Origin of the sequence: Pseudomonas sp. BF-R-19 (genome assembly GCF_019956445.1) — a bacterium.
Classification (GTDB): Bacteria; Pseudomonadota; Gammaproteobacteria; order Pseudomonadales; family Pseudomonadaceae; genus Aquipseudomonas; species Aquipseudomonas fluorescens_BH.
Genome location: NZ_JAHBDN010000070.1, coordinates 123,960 through 141,469, shown reverse-complemented (window position 1 = coordinate 141,469; position 17,510 = coordinate 123,960). Strand labels below are relative to the sequence as shown.

Below are 17,510 nucleotides of genomic sequence, written 5' to 3'. Positions count from 1 at the left end.
GGAGCGGGCTTGCTCGCGAATGCGTACGACCAGGTCTAACGGTCGATCAACCGTCCCAACCCGTCCAGCAAGCGCTGCAATGCGCCCTGATTGGCGCGCATCACGTTCAACCCGGCCTCTGCCATGCGCTGCGCATCTCGCGGCAGTTCGAACAGCCGCTGCACCGCCACCGCCAGCCCTTCGGCATCTTCCACTTCCTGCAACGCTCCGGCACTGCGCAACTGCGCGGCGATTTCGAGGAAGTTGAAAAGATGCGGACCGCTCAACACCGGTTTGGCGAGAGCCGCCGGCTCCAGCAGGTTATGCCCGCCATTCGGCACCAGGCTGCCGCCGACGAACGCACTGTCAGCCAGGGCGTAGAGAAACAGCAACTCGCCCATGGTGTCGCCCAGCAGCACTGAAATATTCGCGCTGACCGCATCGCCACTGGAACGGCGGACCGTGGCAAACCCCTGTTGCTGACACAACCCGTACACCGAATTGAAGCGTTCCGGATGACGCGGCACCAGAATCAGCAAGGCATCGGGGTGATTGACCAACAACTGACGATGGGCCGCCAGCACCACTTCATCCTCACCTTCGTGAGTACTGGCCGCGATCCACACCGGCCGCTCCAGCGCCTGCCATTGCCCGCGCAGCTCAACGGCGCGTTCCAGCAGTTGCGGGTCGATGGTCAAGTCGAACTTGATCGAACCGGTCACTTCGACGGTTTCGGTCCGCGCGCCCAGGTCGCGCAAGCGTTGCGCCTCGGCTTCGGTCTGCACCGCAAACAGGCTCATCTCCGCCAGCATCGGCTGGGTCAGCTTGGGGAACCGGCCGTAACCCCTGGCCGAACGCTCGGACAGCCGCGCATTGGCCAACGCCACGGGGATCCCGCGTTTGGCGCATTGATGGATATGGTTGGGCCACAGCTCGGTTTCCATGATCACCGCCAGTTTCGGCTGGACCCGATCAAGGAAACGCCGGGCAGCGCAAGGCAGGTCATAGGGCAGATAACAGTGCTGGATGCGCGGTTCATTGGCGAACAGTGCATGGATGCGTTCCGAACCGGTCGGGGTCATGCAGGTCACGGTGATCGGCAGATCCGGATAACGCGCCAGCAAGGCGCGAATCATCGGTGCGGCAGCAATGCTTTCGCCCACCGATACGGCGTGCACCCAGATGCCGTCCGGTTTCATTGCCGGCATCCCGCAGGAAAAACGCTCGCCGATGCGCCTGGCATACGCCGGCGCCTTGCGCGCGCGCAGCCAAAGCCGAATCGCTACCAATGGCAGCCCCAGATAAAACAGCGCGGTGTAGAGAGTTCTATTCATGGCGGCGGAGTTTATCGGCTTTTTTCACCAATCGCCTGCAAGTGCACGGCAAAACGTTCGGCGAGCCAACGCGCGGCCGGACCGAGCGGTTCATCCCGGCGCCACACCAGCTCCACCACCAGGGCCGGCGGGGTCCATTCGCTGACCAGTTCGACCATCTGGTTCTGATAAGTCGGGTACTGCACCACGTGGCGTGGCAACCAGGCCCAGCCGAGGCCGCGCACCAGCCATTCGGCCATCACATAGAAGCTGTCGGCGCGCCACACCTGCGGGCTGGCGGGATCACTGCCGGGATAAATGCTCGACTCCGTGGACATCAGCAACTGCCGATGTTGCGCCAGTTGTTGGCCGTCCACTGAACCTTTGCGCGCCAACGGATGATCCTTGCCGCACACCGTGACCATTTCCACGCTGCCCAGCACCCGCCGCTCTAGTGCTTCGGGAATCTGATCGTGAAAGAACAGCAGCCCCAGATCGGCGCGCCGCTCCACCAGCTTGCGCGCGACATCGCCTTGGGCGGCACTGGTCAGTTGCACTTCAAGGCTGGGAAATTTTTCCGCCAGGGCCTCGAAGCTTTCAATGATCGGCTGATAAGGCATCGCCTCATCCTGCGCCACGCGCAGTCGCGCTTCCTGCCCGCGCATCATCGCCAGCGCCCGACCGTTGAGCCGTTCGCACTGGCGCAACACCTCCCGCGCTTCGTCCAGCAAAGCCGTGCCGGCTTCAGTGAGTTTCGGCTGCCGGCCGCTGCTGCGGTCGAACAGGCTGACGCCCAGGTCTTCTTCCAGCAACGCTATCGAACTGCTGACCGCCGACTGCGCCTTGCGCTGATCCCGTGCCACGGCAGAAAACGAACGCTGCTCCGCCACGCTGACAAACAACCGCAGCTGCTCCAGATTCCATTGCATGCTCATGGCTCAACCCATCTTCAGAACAGATAGGTAATGACTTTACCGCATCTGGCGAATCTCTAGAATGCCGACCTCAGAGAGCAACACTTCACACGAGGATTGACCCATGACCGCCTACTACTACCTGGCCATTGCCATCTGCGCCGAAGTGATTGCCACTGTTTCGATGAAAGCGGTCAAAGGCTTCAGCACCCCACTGCCACTGGTGCTGGTCATCGTCGGTTACGGCATTGCCTTCTGGATGCTGACCCTGGTGGTGCGCAGCGTTCCGGTGGGCGTGGCGTACGCCGTGTGGGCCGGCATGGGGATCGTGATGGTCAGCGTCGCGGCACTGTTTATCTATGGGCAGAAGCTGGACGTGCCGGCGATGCTGGGAATGGCGTTGATTGTGCTGGGTGTTGTGGTCATCCAGCTGTTCTCCAAAACAGCCGGCCACTAAGGACGAAGTGAGGTCCGTTGTGGGAGCGGGCTTGCTCGCGAAGGCGTCAGTTCAGTCAATATCAATGTTGAATGAAACACCGCCTTCGCGAGCAAGTCGGAATGCCGCACCACCGCTCCCACAGGTTCTGCGTTCACCTCTCCCCGGCACATTGAGTCTGTATACTGCGCCCTCGTCTTGAACACAGAGGTCGCCGAATGCCATCCGTTATTTCCACCGACGTTCTGATTGTCGGCGCTGGTGTCGCCGGCCTCTGGCTGAATGCGCGCCTGCGGCGCCAGGGTTTTTCGACCGTGCTGGTGGAAAGCGCCAGCCTCGGCGGCGGGCAGAGTGTGAAGTCCCAGGGCATCATCCACGGCGGCGCCAAATACGCGCTGCACGGCGCCCTGACCGGCGCCTCGGAAGCCATCGCCGACATGCCGCGCCGCTGGCGTGAAGCCCTGGCCGGTAACGGCGAGCTGGACCTGTCCGGCGTGCGCCTGCTGTCCGAAGCCCATTACCTCTGGTCCCCCGGCACCCTCGCCGGCAACCTCACCAGTTTCTTTGCCAGCAAAGCCGTGCGTGGTCGCGTCGATCAGGTCAAGGGCGAGCAATTGCCGCCGGCCCTGCAAGACAAGCGCTTCAAGGGCAAGGTCTATCGCCTGGCGGAACTGGTGGTCGACGTGCCGAGCCTGATCCAGCGCCTGGCCGACCTGGCCGGAGATGGCTTGCTCGCCGGGCAGAAGATCGAGCCTCTGCTCGAAGGCGGCGTGCTGGTCGGCCTGAAGGTGGACGAGCGCGAGATCCGTGCCCAGCGCATCGTCCTGAGCGCCGGCGCCGGAACCGCAGCATTGCTTGAAACGCTGGGGCTGAGCCAACCCGCCATGCAGCGCCGCCCGTTGCACATGATCATCGCCAAGGGGCCGAGCCTCAAACCGCTGTACGCCCACTGCCTGGGTGGTGGCACCAAACCGCGTATCACTGTGACCACGCACCCGGCGGCAGATGGTCAATGGGTCTGGTACCTGGGCGGCGATATCGCGGAATCCGAAGGCGTGACCCGTGAGCCCGCCGAGCAGATCGCCACCGCACAGAAAGAACTCGGCCAATTGCTGCCATGGATCGACCTGAGCACGGTGCAATGGGCGACCTTGCGCGTGGATCGCGCCGAACCGCTGCAATCAGGCCTGACCCGTCCCGACAACGCCTTTGTGGCCGAGGAAGGCCGACTGCTGGTGGGCTGGCCGACCAAGCTCGCCCTGGCGCCGGACTTCGCCGACCGTGTGATCGCCAGCCTGACCCGCGACGGTATCCAGCCAAGCCCCCCGGCAGCACTGCCTGAGCTGCCGAAGCCACCGATGGGCGTACCGGCCTGGGAGCAACTGCTGCCATGAGCCAACCGACCCTGCACGACTTGCATCGCCCGCTGGGCAGCACCGGCCTGCTGGTTTCACCCCTGGGCCTGGGCACGGTGAAACTGGGCCGCGACCAAGGGGTGAAGTACCCCAACGGCTTCCAGATCCCCGATGACGATGAAGCACGCATGCTGCTCAAACTCGCCCGCGACCTGGGTATCAACCTGATCGACACCGCCCCGGCCTATGGTCGCAGCGAAGAACGCCTCGGCCCGTTGCTGCGCGGTCAGCGTCAGGATTGGGTGATTGTCAGCAAGGTCGGCGAAGAGTTTGCCGACGGCCAGTCCCGTCACGATTTCAGCGCCGCACACACACGCATGTCGGTGGAACGCAGCCTGCAACGCCTGGAAACGGACTTCATCGACCTGGTGCTGGTGCACTCCGATGGCAATGACCTGGCAATCCTCAATGACTGCGAAGTCTACGAGACTCTCGCCGAGCTCAAGGCCGAAGGCAAGATTCGCGGTTTCGGCTTTTCCGGAAAAACCGTCGACGGTGGCTTGAAGGCGCTGGAGCAAGGCGACTGCGCGATGATCACCTACAATCTGAACGAACAAAACGAGAAGGCCGTCATTGACTATGCTGCTGCACACGGCAAAGCCATTCTGGTCAAAAAAGCCCTCGCCAGTGGTCATGTCTGCCTGAGTCCGGGCGTGGATCCGGTGCGCGCCAGTTTCGAGTTGTTGTTTGAACATCCGGGTGTTGCCAGTGCTATTGTCGGGACCATCAATCCGCTGCACCTCGCCCACAATGTCGCGACCGTTGCCCAGGTCCTACGTAGCCACTGACGCCGCCCGCGCGGCCTTAAGCAGGAGCCGACATGTCGCGTACGCTCATCAGAAAGAACCCGAGCAACTTCAAGACCCTGCCGTTATTCGTCGAAGCGACCCCCGAAGGCCTGGCTTATCAGAGCGTCGGCAGGCCGCTGAATTTCTCCCAGACCCTGCAACGTCGTCGGCCGGTGACGGTCGGCAACAGCGAACGGTTTGCCCTGGAACTGGCCAATCTCGGGGTTTCGGTGCGCCTGACCCTGCATTGGCAGAATCGCGACTATTGGGTGCTGGTGCGCCAACGCCGACAGGACCGTGGCGATGTGGTGCTCAAGCTGATCTCCGGGTACGTGCCGGCCCATGAACTGAACCTGCCCTTGCACACGGCGATCCAGGAGATAGCCGAAGAATGCCTGCTGGAAACCCCGGAGGGCTGGCTCGGTGGGCGGTTCAACGACACCTGGCTGCCAGCGCCCTACTCGGCCGCCCTGCATTACCGTGAAGCCCTGCCGTTTCGCTTGTCGCCACTATCCGGCTCGGCGCGGCCGGTACGTTGCGCCAACCTGATGCTGATAGAGCGCCCGCGGGCTTACGTGCATTTGCCAACGGCCTCGCTGCAACTGATCTACGACTTGCGCCTGGACGTTCCCAAGGAAGCCAAATCCCTGAGCCTGTTCCATGTCGATGAAAGGCTGGAAGGCGATCAACTCGTCGCCCGCCTCGACCGCAAGCGACCCGACCTGTACTTGATGCCCTTGCAGGACGGCCACCCGATGGCTGAGCTGTACACCTTGAAAAAGGATCAGCTATACCCGGCCAGCACGCGCGGACTGTATCTGGCCGAGAGTTTTGCCCGACAGGAAGGCTGGCTGGTTCGCGATGAGCGAATTCGCTGGAAGGACTGGGTGAGGCAGCAGGGTCTGACCCCGCCGGTGAAGGATTCAGGGTTGGCGCGGTTGCGCGGGAAGGCCAAATTGCTGCTGAAGAAAATCGTGCCGCGCAAGGCGGCACGATAGCAAGATCAAGTGGGTTTGTTGTGACCAGGGGCTTGCCCCCTGGCCACAACAAACCCGCGCCACATTCAGGACTTGCGGATCTTCTCGACAATCGCGGTAGTGGAGCTGTTCTCCACCAGCCCCAGCACTTTCACGGTACCGCCATAGGCCGTCACGATGTCCGCGCCGACCACCTGGTCGATTCCGTAGTCGCCGCCCTTGACCAGCACGTCCGGCTTGACCGCGCTCAGCAGGCTTTCCGGAGTGCCTTCCGAGAAACTGATGACCCAGTCCACCGCACCCAGGCCGGCCAGTACGGCCATGCGCCGGTCGACACTGTTGATCGGACGGCCCGGCCCTTTCAGGCGACTGACCGAAGCATCGTCGTTGATCGCGACGATCAGGCGATCGCCCTGGGCCCGCGCCTGCTCCAGATAGGTCACGTGACCAGCGTGCAGGATGTCGAAACAACCGTTGGTGAACACGATCCGCTCGTTGTGCGCGCGGGCATCATCGACCGCCAGCAACAGCTGCTCAAGGCCCAGTACACCGCGTTCGGAACCCTCCTCGCGCTGAATCGCACGACGCAGTTCCGGCGCACTGATGGCCGCCGTACCGAGTTTGCCGACCACGATGCCCGCCGCCAAGTTGGCCAGCGCCACCGCGTGGGGCAGTTCTTCGCCAGCGGCAATCGCGGCCGCCAGGGTGGAAATCACCGTATCGCCGGCACCGGTCACGTCGAACACTTCACGGGCCCGGGCCGGCAAGTGCAGCGCCGGATGATCCGGGCGCAGCAAGGTCATGCCGTGCTCGCCACGGGTCACCAGCAAGGCACCGAGGTCCAGGTCGTGCATCAGCTGCGCGCCCTTGCTCACCAATTCGTGCTCATCGGCGCAACCACCGACGATGGTTTCGAATTCGTTGAGGTTTGGCGTGATCAGGCTCGCACCGCGGTAGATCGAGAAATCCTTGCCCTTGGGATCGGCCAGCACCGGAATGCCGCGGGCACGGGCGGCCTGGATCAGCGCCTGATGGTTTTTCAGCGCGCCTTTGCCGTAGTCGGACAGCACCAGCACCTTGATGCCTTCGAGCAACTCGTCGACCTGCGCGGCCAGCGCCAGCGCGTCGGTGGCGAAGGGTTCTTCGAAGTCGATACGCAGCAGTTGCTGGTGACGGCTCATGACCCGCAGCTTGACGATGGTCGGCTGGTGCACAATGCGCTGGAAAATGGCCCGCACGCCGGCGCCCTTGAGGCTGTTGACCAGGCTGTTGGCGGCTTCATCGTCGCCGGTGACACCGACCAGCGAGGCCGGAGCCCCCAGGGCGGCAATGTTCAAGGCAACGTTGGCAGCACCGCCCGGGCGGTCTTCGATGTGATCGACCTTGACCACCGGCACCGGCGCCTCAGGAGAAATCCGTGAGGTACCACCATGCCAGTAACGGTCGAGCATGACATCGCCGACTACCAAGACAGGGGCTTGATCGAATCGCGGCATGGACAACTTCATGGTGCAACCCACATACAGAATGAACAGGGGCGCGATATTAACACAGGGTTGGTGTCGGCTTGTGTGGTGGCTGCAACCGGATGATTCGCCGGGTTTTATTGCTCATTTTTTGAGCAAGAAAGCCGCCAGACGACGACACGCCTCACTCATTTCCATCGCCTGTGTATCGATTTCGCACTCCGCGTGCAGCGGCGCCTCGTAGGGACTGTCGATGCCGGTGAAATCCTTGATCAGGCCTTCCCGGGCAGCTCGATACAATCCCTTGGGATCACGTTGCGCGCAAACCGCGAACGGCGTGCTCACAAATACCTCGATGAAATTTCCGTCGGAAAACAATCGACGCGCCGCCTCACGCTCGGCGCGGAACGGCGAGATTGCCGCAACGATCACAATCAGCCCCGCGTCGACCATCAGGCGCGCCACCTCGGCGGTGCGCCGGATATTTTCCCGCCGACATTCAGCCCCCATCCCCAGATCACGACACAGACCGGCGCGCAGGTTGTCGCCATCGAGCACGAACGTGTGCAGCCCCTGTTGATTGAGTTGCAATTCCAGGGCATTGGCCAGGGTCGACTTGCCGGCACCTGACAACCCCGTCAGCCAGAGACAGCGTGGTGTCTGCGACTTGAGGGCCGCGCGGTCCTCGCTCGACAGCAATAACGGGTAGGGTCTGATCGTGTGGCGGGACAACGACACGGCTTCATTCATATCCAAGCATCTCGTAATCACGCTGATAGACCCGCCGCACCAGCCTGCGGGTGCGTACCGTGCAGAACTCGCGCGCCAGCATCGGGCGCCGCTGCTGCGACCGGTTCACATGGGGCAGTTCCACCGGATAGCCCACTTGCTCGCAAACCAGCCTGAAATCCCGCTCCAGATGTTCCTGGCAGCCGACGAAATCCAGCGCCAGATGCCCCATGGAATCCGTCAGGAAATCCGTTTGCGCGGCGAAGTGTAATTGCCGCTGGATCGTCTCCGGGTGCAGCCAGCGGCCGACGAAGTCGTCAAAGTCACGGTAGTGGCTGACCAGTTTCTGCGCCGCGTGATCCCGTTTCCCCAAGGCATTGCCCTTCAGGAATGCGTAGGCCGAGTAGGCCCTTTCCAGGGGATCGCGAACGAACGCGAACTTGAAGCTGGCGGCAAACTGCTCGGGAAATTGCTGCTCGTACCAGTACAACGGCAAATGGCCCGGGCTCCAGTCGTCAAACATGGCCGCACAGACACTGCTGCCGGCACATTTTGGGACGTGGATGAACAGACATGAACGCTGCTCGAAGGGTTTGGGGAAACTGACGCTGGCCGACATCGACTTGTTCACCACTTGACGGTCCACGACCGACAGGCGCCCCAGCAGAAAAGCCCGTTGCGATTTGGGCAACAGCTTCCAGAGATAACGTTGCAACATAGAGACACCCGCGCGAAAGGGATGGCCCTCTCGATTCAAGTCAAAGTTCGTTCAGGAACCTTAACAAGCGCGTTGCCGAGATTTATTCAGGTTTGGTCAAGAAGCGTAAAGGTCTGGATACAAATCACCGGACGCGTTGCACGCCGGGTGTGCGAAAGGGCGAGCCAGGCTCGCCCTTTCGGGGTCAGGCGATGTCTTCGGCCGGGGCGTCGAGGCCCATCGCGTTGAGGCGCGAGTAGTAGCCGTTTTGCGCCAGCAGTTGTTCATGGGTGCCGCGCTCGACGATTTTCCCCTGATCCATGACCAGGATCAGGTCTGCCTTCTCGATGGTCGACAGGCGGTGAGCGATCACCAGCGTGGTACGACCTTTCATGACCTGATCCAGGGCTGCCTGAATATGCCGCTCGGACTCGGTATCGAGTGCCGAAGTCGCCTCATCGAGAATCAGCAGCGGAGCATTTTTCAACAGTGCCCGGGCAATTGCCAGGCGCTGGCGCTGGCCACCGGACAGCAGCACGCCGTTTTCCCCAACCTGGGTGTCCAGGCCTTCGGGCAATTGGGCAATGAAGTCCATCGCGTAGGCATCTTTGGCCGCTTTTTCAATGTCTTCACGGGGGGCGCCAGCCAAGTCGCCATAGGCGATGTTGTTGGCCACGGTGTCGCTGAACAGGGTCACGTGCTGGGTCACCTGGGCGATATGCCGACGCAGGTTCAACAACTTGTACTGCTCCACTTCGACGCCATCGATGAGGATTTCGCCCTTGTCGTGGTGATAGAAACGCGGAATCAGGTTGGCCAGGGTCGACTTGCCGCTACCCGAACGTCCCACCAGCGCCACCATTTGCCCGGGCTCGACCGAGAAACTGATGTCATTGAGCACCTGACGCTCGGTGTCAGGGTAGGTAAAGCTGAGGTTGCGCACGTCCAGGCGACCGCTGACGACATCACGCTCGACGGTGCCGGTATCGACTTCAGGCTGGACATCCAGTTGTTCGAAGATACTTTCAGCGCCGGCCACACCTTTCTGGATGGTCGAGCTGACTTCGGACAGCTGGCGAATCGGCTTGGGCAGCAAGCCAGCCAGGGTGATGTAGGCCACCATGTCGCCGGCGGACGCATCGCCCCGCAGGAACAGCACCAGGAACATCAGCACAGCCATGGCGGTGTAGATCACCAATTGCAGCAACGGCGTGTAGATGGCGCCGGTGCGGGTCATGCGCAATTGCTTGTCGGTGTTGCCCTGGCTGGCGTCGAAGAAGCGTTTCTCTTCGTATTTTTCACCGCCGAAGCTGCGTACCACGCGATAACCCTGGATCGTTTCGGACGCCACATGCGTCACATCCCCCATGGCCAGCTGGATTTTCTTGCTCTGCTTGCGGAATTTCTTGCTGGCCGTGCGCACCATGAGGGCGATCAGCGGCAGGATGGCGACCATGACCAGCGTCAGACGCCAGTTCATGTACAACAGCGAGGCAAACAGGAAGATCACCGTCATGCCTTCACGGATTACGACCTTGATCGCATCTGTTGCCGCCCCCGTAACCATGGTCACGTTGAAGGTGATACGTGAAATCAGGTGCCCCGAGTTATGCTTGTCGAAATACCGGTTTGGCAGCACCAGCAGGTTGTTGAACAACTGGACCCGCAAGTCATGGACCAGGCCCAGGGAAACCTTGGCCAGGAAGTAGTTGCCCAGGTACGACCCCAACCCCTGCCACGCGGCGATGAGGATGATCAACAATGGCACCGCTTGCAGCAGTTGCAGATCCCGCAGGTAGGGCACGGTTGGAAACAGCACCGCTTCAGGGTTGGATAGACCGTCGACGAAGTACTTGAGGATGTAGCCCAGCATTGGCTGCGTCGAAGCGAAAATCAGAAAACCGACGATGCTGATCAGGAACAGGCTGATGTACGGCCGGACATAGCCGAGCAGGCGGAAGTAGATTTTCAAGCTCGATGGGCTTGCGCAGAGACTGGAGTCGGTCATATCACGCGAATGTCGATGAAAAGGACGCTGACTTTACCACAGCTTCCCCAGGGTTCTGGCAATCGCATACAGTCTGTGTATTGTGGCGCGTCAAATAGCCACCAGATGTCCCTGCCTTGGTATGGTCGCTCAATTCAGGAATAAGTTACTCAGCATGCAATTAAACGCTTTGAACAGCACGTCCAATAGAATCTTCGATTTCATTTGTCTGTGGATCCTTCCGCTCGGTTATTTATTGCTGCTTTGTGCGCTGTTTTTCCTGCCGGGGCGCAGTGTGCTTCACAAGCTTTACTATGGCCTGTTCAGCATACCGGCACTGATTGCACTGTGCCTGCGACCGCGGCTCAGCAAAGAACTGCTGCACGAACCGATCGTCATCGCAGCTCTGTTGTTTGTGGCGTGGGCACTGCTCAGCCTGTACTGGGGGCCGGGCGACGACATCGAGCCTGGTCACTTCAAACCGTCATTGCATACCCTGATGCTGTTCGTTGGCTGCTACCTGCTGGTGCGCTATCGCAGCGAAATCATCCAGCCCCTGCTGTTCTGCGCCGCGACGGTGGCGCTGGTCGTCTCTACCTACAACCTGTACAGGTTCGACCAGTTCTACCAACCGGAAATGCGTCTGATCGGTGTAGGCGCTTTCGACAATCCACTGCTCAGTTCCCACCTATTCGGCTTCTTCTGTACCTACTGGCTGAGCCTGAGCATGACCTGCAGGCGACGCCAGATACTTTGGTTGAGCATACCGGCGATGGCGATCATGTTCGCCACAGTGCTGGCCACCGGTTCCAGGACCCCACTGGTTGCACTGACGCTGGCTGCGCTATGGCTGTGTTTCATCTGCTGGAATCGACGCTCGGTCTTCATGCTTGGCGCCATGTTCATCGCCGGTACGGCGACTTTCGCGTTGTTTGCGGACAAGATCATCGAAAGAGGCAGTTCCTTCCGCATCGAGCTCTGGCAATTGACCCTGGGCAGGATCGCTGAGCACCCATGGATCGGGCACGGCTACAACGCCAGACTGACCCTGGACCCCGGCGTCGGCTACAGCCTTCAGGAACCCCATAGTTTTGCCCTGGGCGTGCTCTACTACGTTGGCATTATCGGTCTGCTGCCATGGCTGTTCTTCCTCGCGTGGAGCTTCATCAGTAGCTGGCGCCATCGCGTGCAACCGCTGTTTGTCATTGCCTCAGCCTGGCTGGCCTTCGGTATCGGCGCAGGCCTGACGGAAGGTGGCGGGATTATCTCTCGCCCCAAGGAGCACTGGTTCCTGCTGTGGATCCCCTTGGCGCTGATTGCCGCATTGAGCATCAATCAACGGGCCCGGCGCCTGCTGGACACGCCGATCAAGACCGCGACACCAAGCGCCCTGCAACAGCTGACTGCCGATGCCAGGGTCATCGAAGAGGATGGTCTGGGCCCCAAAGTCCTGCGCCTGAGCGATGGCAGCTTTCTCAAGCTGTTCCGCCGCCGCCGCTGGTATACCTCGGGCAGTTTCACGCCCTACTCCGATCGTTTTGCGGTCAATAGCATGCAACTGCGCAGCATGGGCATCCCGACACCGCACATCCTCGACCTCTACCGGTTCGAAGACGGCAGCACCGCTGTGCACTACTCTCCATTGCCGGGCAACACGCTACGCCAGATCCTGCAAGGCATCACCGCCCCGGCGGTGCGCCAGGCACTGGTGGAGCGCTTCGGCAAATTCATGGCTCAACTGCATCAGCAAGGGGTCTACTTCCGCTCCCTGCACCTGGGCAATGTGCTGGTGCTGGAGGACGGCGAGTTCGGCCTGATCGATCTGGCCGACCTGCGAATTTACCCTTCATCATTGAGCCCTTCCCTGCGTCGGCGTAATCTGCGCCACATGCAGCGCTACGCAGAAGATCGGCGCTGGCTGTTCGAGGATCACTTCGAAGCGCTGCTGCAGGGATACGCCGCGGCGGCTTCGAAAGCCGACGTGGATAATTTGCACAGGCACGTGCTGGCCGGGAGTCCTCCGGCACAGGCTCACTGATGATAGAAACCAACCCGCTTATCGCGATGACGGCCTACCTGCTCGCCATCGCGACCGCTGCGCTACTGTTGCGCAGCGTGCCGAGATTCACCCGACAGCTGGAGCATTGCGGTGAAAGCCGCTTTGCCGGCATCGACGGCTTACGCGGGTATCTGGCCTTCGGCGTGTTCGTGCACCACTCGATCATTACCTGGATCTTTCTGCAAACCGGCGTGATCGATTTTCCGCCGAGCAACTTCTACTCGCAGCTGGGCCAGGGTAGCGTCGCCCTCTTTTTCATGATCACCAGCTTTCTGTTCTGGGACCGCTTGCTCACCCACGGGCGGCAACACGACTGGCTGGCATTTGCGGTATCCCGGCTGTTTCGCCTCTACCCGCTCTACCTGCCGCTGATGTTGACCGTGTTTGTCTGTGTGTTCTATTTGCAGGACTGGGAACTCAAGGACTCCGGCACCCAGCTCATTGGCCAGACCCTGGCCTGGCTGATCTTCGACCGGCCAGACGTCAACCAGTACCACCAGACCGGCATGCTGATCTCCAACGTCACCTGGACGCTGGGGTACGAGTTGTTTTTCTACCTGGCCCTGCCACTGGCCGCCATGCTGTTCATTTATCGCGGCGGCCGGATGCAGTCGGTGCTGTGCCTGATCGGCATCTACGCCCTGTACGAGGTGGTCGGCTGGGAACACTCGCTGAAGAAGCACTTCCTGGCCAGTTTCCTCGGCGGCATCGCTGCGGCGTACTGGGTTCGCCGTCCACAATGGGTCGCCTGGAGCCTGTCTCCGCCGGCGGGCATCATCGCCCTGCTTGCCTTGGCGATCGCCTTTACGGCGTTCAACCGGGCATTCAACCTGGGAGCGCTGCTGCTGCTTTCACTGTTCTTTGTGATCGTGGCGTCCGGCAACACCTTGTTCGGCGCCCTGAGGCCACGCAGCATCCGCTGGCTGGGGGAGATCAGCTACAGCACGTATTTGCTGCACGGTTTCGTGCTCTGGGTACTGGTGCAGCGACTGCCGCCGGTATTGCATCTTGACGCCCGGCAAGCCTGGGTCTTCCTGCCGTTGATGGCCGTGTGCAGTTGCCTGCTGATCATCATCAGCAGCCTGACTTACCAGTACATCGAAAAGCCCGGTATCAATGCTGGCAAGAAAACCCTGCACTGGTTACGCCAGAACAGGAAGCCGAGGAAAGAACTTTTGGAGGAGACGGCTCAACAACGTTGAGCCATTGCCGGGGCATATCTTCGAGGACAATGCCCCGCCTTCCGCCCCCCTTGAATCCAGCCTTTGGCTCAGTCTTTCTCCAGCCGTGAGAAATACATCCGGCCCAACCCACGCCAGGTTTTCTTGTTCCAGGCCTTGAACGGAATCTGCGCCAGCAACTCCCGCGCCAGCTTGCGATCACGGTTGGCGGTCTTGAGGAACATGGAATTGAGAAACTTGTAGCGCACCTCGTCATACAGCGGGTGATCGCTGAAGAGCGCGTAGGTGCGCAGGATGCTGTCGATCATGAAGCGGTGGTTCTTGTAGGAGTTGGTGGCGTGCTTGCGATAACGCGCCATCAACACGCCCAGACCGTCGATGAAGTAACCGGCATGGGTCACCTTCAGCTCGATCAGCAAGTCTTCCAGGCGAATGGTCGGGTCGAAACCGCCCACCTTCTCCAGTGCTTCGCGACGGATCATCAGGGTGGGAGCCGGAGGATAGGGCTTGCGCTCCAGGAACATGTCATCGAAGTCCAGGCGACGGAACGGCACATCCCGGCGCTGGCGCTTCTCCGGGTAGAGGTTGCCGTCGGCATCGATCAGCTCGATGTTACCGGCGCAAATGCCGACCTCGGGCTTGCCGTCCATATGCGCGACCTGGGTGGCGATTCGCTCCGGCAGCATGATGTCATCCGAACCGAACGGCACGATCAGGCTGCCCTTGGCCCGGGCAATCGCACCGTTGAGGGTATTGGTCAGCCCCTGGTTTTCCTGGACCCGGAAGTCGAAACCATGGATGGCCTGCAACGCCTTGATCCGCTCGACGCTGTCATCTTTCGAGCCATCGTCGACCACCAGCAACTCAATATTCTGGTAGGTCTGGTTGAGGACGCTGAGAATGCTTTCCTCGATGTAAGCGGCGTGGTTGTACGACGCGATAATGACCGTGACGATGGGTTGCGCGTCGTTCATGGCTGTTCCTTGCGGGCCTGTTCCAGGCCGGAGTCGATCAGATTGAGGTATTCGCGACGGAACTCCTCGATGTCATGGTGTTGCTGCAAATAACGGAAGGCCTGCTCGCCCTTGGCCTTGAGCTCGTCATCCGACAGCCCGAGGTAAGTGTCCAGCGCCGCCTGCAGCGTCGGCACATCCTTCGGCGTAATCGCCAGGCCACCAGCCCCTTCGATGAGCGGCAACATGGCCGGCACGTTCGAGGCGATCACCGGCAAATGCCCGCTCATGCCTTCGAGCAGCGCCAGCCCGAGACCTTCGGCCAAAGAAGGCATGGTCCAGATATCGAAAGCGCGAATGTACTGCAGGGCAATTTCCTTGAACCCCAGCAAATGGGCGCGACCGCTGAGGCCGAGGCGGTCGATTTCCGCCGCCAGACGCGACTCCTCGCGGCCGGCACCGATGATCGCCAGCTGGGTATTGGGGTATTTGTCCTTGAGCGCGGCAAAGGCCTGCAGCAAATAGATATGACCCTTGACCGGCACCAGTCGCCCCAACGCACCGATCAGCCGCACCGACGGATCGATGCCCAACAGTTCACGGGCCTTTTCACGACTGTGTTGCAGACCTTCGGCCTGCTCGATGTCGATGGCATTGGTGATGGCGTAGGTGTTCTGGTCGGTGAAGCCGCAGTCACAGTCCAGCAGATACTGTTTCACCGCTGGCGACACGCCAACGAAGCGCCAGTGACGATCGATCAGGCGCTGGGTCTGGCGGCGCCGGTAAAAACGGTCGTACTCGCCAAAGCCGTGGGAAATGCCGATGCACAACGGCACTTTCAACCAGCGGTTGAGTGCCAGCATCATGTTCACCGGCTTGAAGCGGTTGCAGATCACCACATCGAATTTTTCCCGACGGCAGAACTTGTACAGCTGCCACATGGCCCGCAGGCGCATGCCCTTGAGGGACTTGTCGGAAAATTCGAAGTACACCGAACGGTCGGCTCGGCTCACCGCTTCGCCCGGCCCGGGTTTGCCGCGCAAAAACGCAGCGGTCACTTCATAGCGATCACTGGGCAGGGCCTTGACGATTTGCTCCGCGAGGTCGGCGAAATCATGGGCTTTGACGTTGTAGTCAGGCTGCAGTTGCAGGACCTTTGACCGCTGACTCATAACTCTCCCCGCTGAGAAACATTGCCTGGTGTGTGCTTGAGGGACCACAAAAGCTCGTGGCGCCGGACTGCCTTGCGAAAGAATTCGTTCTCGCCATAGGTGGGCGGCAACCGGCCGGCCAACACGCGTTGTATCAACCGACGCAAGCGACGCTTGAACGGCATCGCCGGCTGCAGGTCGTGCATCATGCCCAACGCCATGGCCTTGTCTCGCTGTTGCTCCAGCGGCAAGGGCAGGCAATAAGGCTGCATCGGCTGGGCCGGATCGAAGGCGGGCGGTAAGGCGATGCCATCACCGGTATCGCCCATCGGCCAGCGGTCGTTGTCGTGCAGGTGGTTGGCATAGCCCAATAGCGTGGTCGGCTGCCAGTCCAGGCCTTGCAAGGCTTCGAGGACTGCTGCCTGGGCGCAGATATGATCGGGATGCGGATCCAGGGTCGGATGCGGCAGGACGATGACTTCGGGCCGGGCCCGCAGCAGCAACTCACGCAGATCCGCCAGCAGGTTGTTCCAGGTCGGCGCGCCATCGGCATCACCGGGCAGCGCGAAAGGATTCAACTGACGGAACAGCCGGATGTCGCTCAGGTCCGCTTCCCGCGATCCCGCCGCCACCGCAGGCGCGGCCTGCATGCTCGCCAGTTGCAGGCAGAAATAACCCAGTTGTACGCAGTGGGCCTCGGGTACACCGGCCCAACGTGGCACCGCGATGCTGTCCCAGGTGCGCAGACGACCCTTCAAGCGGGCTGCATCGACCTTGTTCAGGCCCATCTGCCGATAGTGTTCGGCTTCGATTTCGCCCGCTGTCAGCGTGACGATCCAGGTTTCGTCGGCCTGGCTGTACAAACCGTAGGCCGCCAGCTCGGCGTCATCGGCGTGGGGCGCGATGACCATCACCCGCTGACGCCGGTAATCCGGATGTTCCAGCGCCCACAGCACAGGCTCACCGAACACCCGACAGAAACGCCCGCGCAAGCGCAGCTCACCACGGGACAGCGCCTGAGCCTGACCACTGAGATTGAGGTAACGCAGGCCGTTCACGCCCCGTTCGAAAGTTTGTCGGTCAGGGTTTTCGCCCCCCGCCAACTCGACCACCGGATCGAGAAAACGACCCAGCCAGGTGCTTTTCACCCGCAGGGCCAGCACCAGCGTCGCGTCGTCGACCAGCATCACGCCCTCGTCCAGCCGCAACTGTTCACCGCTCAGGTGCACCTTGGGCTGTGGCGTGTACGGGGGAAAGCTGTACTGGTAATCGTCTTTCGGTGAGTAGAACAGATGGTCGGCAAACCAGGCTTCGTGGGCAATCCAGCCCAGAACCGCCAGCACCAGCGGCAACCACCAGGCCACCGCCACACCCATGACAATCAACAGCACCAGCGCAATCAACAGGCCGATGCGTTTATTGCGCCGATGGCGCTTGAGCAGTTGCTGTTTGCGGCTCATGGCTT

General features: G+C 61.1%; 15 protein-coding genes. 6 read left to right on the top strand and 9 right to left on the bottom strand.

The annotated features are described in order from the left end of the window. Positions 1-35: 35 nt before the first annotated feature. Entirely contained in the window at positions 36-1,313 is a 1,278-nt protein-coding gene (gene waaA / locus KGB28_RS20555; RefSeq protein ID WP_223447568.1) for a lipid IV(A) 3-deoxy-D-manno-octulosonic acid transferase, read from the bottom strand. A gap of 11 nt (positions 1,314-1,324) precedes the next feature. Next, entirely contained in the window at positions 1,325-2,227 is a 903-nt protein-coding gene (locus KGB28_RS20550) for a LysR family transcriptional regulator (protein WP_223447566.1), read from the bottom strand. 103 nt (positions 2,228-2,330) lie between these two features. Here KGB28_RS20550 and KGB28_RS20545 point away from each other — a divergent pair, with 103 nt between their 5' ends. The 4 genes from KGB28_RS20545 to KGB28_RS20530 all read left to right on the top strand — a co-directional run bounded on the left by KGB28_RS20545 (position 2,331) and on the right by KGB28_RS20530 (position 5,843). After that, a complete protein-coding gene (locus KGB28_RS20545; RefSeq protein WP_015093202.1) occupies positions 2,331-2,663 on the top strand; it encodes a DMT family transporter in 333 nt (110 codons plus the stop codon). Positions 2,664-2,860: 197 nt separating this feature from the next. Further along, positions 2,861-4,036, top strand: coding sequence for an NAD(P)/FAD-dependent oxidoreductase (locus KGB28_RS20540; RefSeq protein ID WP_223447563.1), 1,176 nt, complete (start codon positions 2,861-2,863; stop codon positions 4,034-4,036). Next, complete coding sequence (locus KGB28_RS20535) at positions 4,033-4,845, top strand: aldo/keto reductase (RefSeq protein ID WP_223447561.1); 813 nt, start codon at positions 4,033-4,035, stop codon at positions 4,843-4,845. The genes KGB28_RS20540 and KGB28_RS20535 overlap by 4 nt, the downstream gene beginning before the upstream one ends. A 32-nt stretch (positions 4,846-4,877) precedes the next feature. Further along, a complete protein-coding gene (locus KGB28_RS20530) occupies positions 4,878-5,843 on the top strand; it encodes a metal ABC transporter ATPase (protein WP_223447559.1) in 966 nt (321 codons plus the stop codon). A gap of 65 nt (positions 5,844-5,908) precedes the next feature. On the opposite strand, the gene hldE is transcribed toward KGB28_RS20530, so the two are convergent. The 4 genes from hldE to msbA all read right to left on the bottom strand — a co-directional run bounded on the left by hldE (position 5,909) and on the right by msbA (position 10,722). Beyond that, positions 5,909-7,330, bottom strand: coding sequence for a bifunctional D-glycero-beta-D-manno-heptose-7-phosphate kinase/D-glycero-beta-D-manno-heptose 1-phosphate adenylyltransferase HldE (hldE, locus tag KGB28_RS20525; RefSeq protein WP_223447556.1), 1,422 nt, complete (start codon positions 7,328-7,330; stop codon positions 5,909-5,911). A 102-nt stretch (positions 7,331-7,432) separates the two neighbouring features. Further along, positions 7,433-8,038, bottom strand: a complete 606-nt coding sequence (gene cysC / locus KGB28_RS20520; RefSeq protein WP_223447554.1) for an adenylyl-sulfate kinase — start codon at positions 8,036-8,038, stop codon at positions 7,433-7,435. Further along, entirely contained in the window at positions 8,031-8,735 is a 705-nt protein-coding gene (locus KGB28_RS20515; protein ID WP_223447552.1) for a sulfotransferase family 2 domain-containing protein, read from the bottom strand. Before KGB28_RS20515 ends, cysC begins: the two co-directional genes overlap by 8 nt. Positions 8,736-8,919: 184 nt before the next feature. Beyond that, positions 8,920-10,722 (bottom strand): lipid A export permease/ATP-binding protein MsbA, encoded by a 1,803-nt coding sequence (msbA, locus tag KGB28_RS20510; protein ID WP_057712276.1) that lies wholly within the window; start codon positions 10,720-10,722, stop codon positions 8,920-8,922. 154 nt (positions 10,723-10,876) lie between these two features. On the opposite strand from msbA, the gene KGB28_RS20505 reads away from it, so the two are divergent. Together KGB28_RS20505 and KGB28_RS20500 are read left to right on the top strand one after the other, a co-directional pair. Continuing rightward, positions 10,877-12,739: a bifunctional O-antigen ligase/aminoglycoside phosphotransferase family protein gene (locus KGB28_RS20505; RefSeq protein WP_223447551.1), complete on the top strand. Its 1,863-nt coding sequence runs from the start codon at positions 10,877-10,879 to the stop codon at positions 12,737-12,739. Beyond that, entirely contained in the window at positions 12,739-13,962 is a 1,224-nt protein-coding gene (locus KGB28_RS20500) for an acyltransferase family protein (protein ID WP_223447549.1), read from the top strand. Before KGB28_RS20505 ends, KGB28_RS20500 begins: the two co-directional genes overlap by 1 nt. 68 nt (positions 13,963-14,030) lie before the next feature. Here KGB28_RS20500 and KGB28_RS20495 read toward each other — a convergent pair whose 3' ends face one another. From KGB28_RS20495 to KGB28_RS20485, 3 genes are read right to left on the bottom strand one after another with little or no spacing between them, the layout of a single operon-like run. Next, entirely contained in the window at positions 14,031-14,915 is an 885-nt protein-coding gene (locus KGB28_RS20495) for a glycosyltransferase (protein WP_223447547.1), read from the bottom strand. After that, the gene (locus tag KGB28_RS20490; RefSeq protein ID WP_223447546.1) at positions 14,912-16,066 is read right to left on the bottom strand and encodes a glycosyltransferase family 4 protein; all 1,155 of its coding nucleotides are present in this window, start codon (positions 16,064-16,066) and stop codon (positions 14,912-14,914) included. Before KGB28_RS20490 ends, KGB28_RS20495 begins: the two co-directional genes overlap by 4 nt. Then, entirely contained in the window at positions 16,063-17,505 is a 1,443-nt protein-coding gene (locus tag KGB28_RS20485; RefSeq protein WP_223447544.1) for a PIG-L deacetylase family protein, read from the bottom strand. The genes KGB28_RS20490 and KGB28_RS20485 overlap by 4 nt, the downstream gene beginning before the upstream one ends. Positions 17,506-17,510: the final 5 nt, after the last annotated feature.

What these genes read in the sequence shown, in the direction of transcription:
- msbA (WP_057712276.1), bottom strand. Translation starts at nt 10,722, where the DNA reads ATGACCGACTCCAGTCTCTGCGCAAGCCCATCGAGCTTGAAAATCTAC.
- KGB28_RS20545 (WP_015093202.1), top strand. Translation starts at nt 2,331, where the DNA reads ATGACCGCCTACTACTACCTGGCCATTGCCATCTGCGCCGAAGTGATT.
- KGB28_RS20515 (WP_223447552.1), bottom strand. Translation starts at nt 8,735, where the DNA reads ATGTTGCAACGTTATCTCTGGAAGCTGTTGCCCAAATCGCAACGGGCT.
- waaA (WP_223447568.1), bottom strand. Translation starts at nt 1,313, where the DNA reads ATGAATAGAACTCTCTACACCGCGCTGTTTTATCTGGGGCTGCCATTG.
- KGB28_RS20540 (WP_223447563.1), top strand. Translation starts at nt 2,861, where the DNA reads ATGCCATCCGTTATTTCCACCGACGTTCTGATTGTCGGCGCTGGTGTC.
- hldE (WP_223447556.1), bottom strand. Translation starts at nt 7,330, where the DNA reads ATGAAGTTGTCCATGCCGCGATTCGATCAAGCCCCTGTCTTGGTAGTC.
- KGB28_RS20500 (WP_223447549.1), top strand. Translation starts at nt 12,739, where the DNA reads ATGATAGAAACCAACCCGCTTATCGCGATGACGGCCTACCTGCTCGCC.
- KGB28_RS20490 (WP_223447546.1), bottom strand. Translation starts at nt 16,066, where the DNA reads ATGAGTCAGCGGTCAAAGGTCCTGCAACTGCAGCCTGACTACAACGTC.
- KGB28_RS20485 (WP_223447544.1), bottom strand. Translation starts at nt 17,505, where the DNA reads ATGAGCCGCAAACAGCAACTGCTCAAGCGCCATCGGCGCAATAAACGC.
- KGB28_RS20495 (WP_223447547.1), bottom strand. Translation starts at nt 14,915, where the DNA reads ATGAACGACGCGCAACCCATCGTCACGGTCATTATCGCGTCGTACAAC.
- cysC (WP_223447554.1), bottom strand. Translation starts at nt 8,038, where the DNA reads ATGAATGAAGCCGTGTCGTTGTCCCGCCACACGATCAGACCCTACCCG.
- KGB28_RS20535 (WP_223447561.1), top strand. Translation starts at nt 4,033, where the DNA reads ATGAGCCAACCGACCCTGCACGACTTGCATCGCCCGCTGGGCAGCACC.
- KGB28_RS20505 (WP_223447551.1), top strand. Translation starts at nt 10,877, where the DNA reads ATGCAATTAAACGCTTTGAACAGCACGTCCAATAGAATCTTCGATTTC.
- KGB28_RS20530 (WP_223447559.1), top strand. Translation starts at nt 4,878, where the DNA reads ATGTCGCGTACGCTCATCAGAAAGAACCCGAGCAACTTCAAGACCCTG.
- KGB28_RS20550 (WP_223447566.1), bottom strand. Translation starts at nt 2,227, where the DNA reads ATGAGCATGCAATGGAATCTGGAGCAGCTGCGGTTGTTTGTCAGCGTG.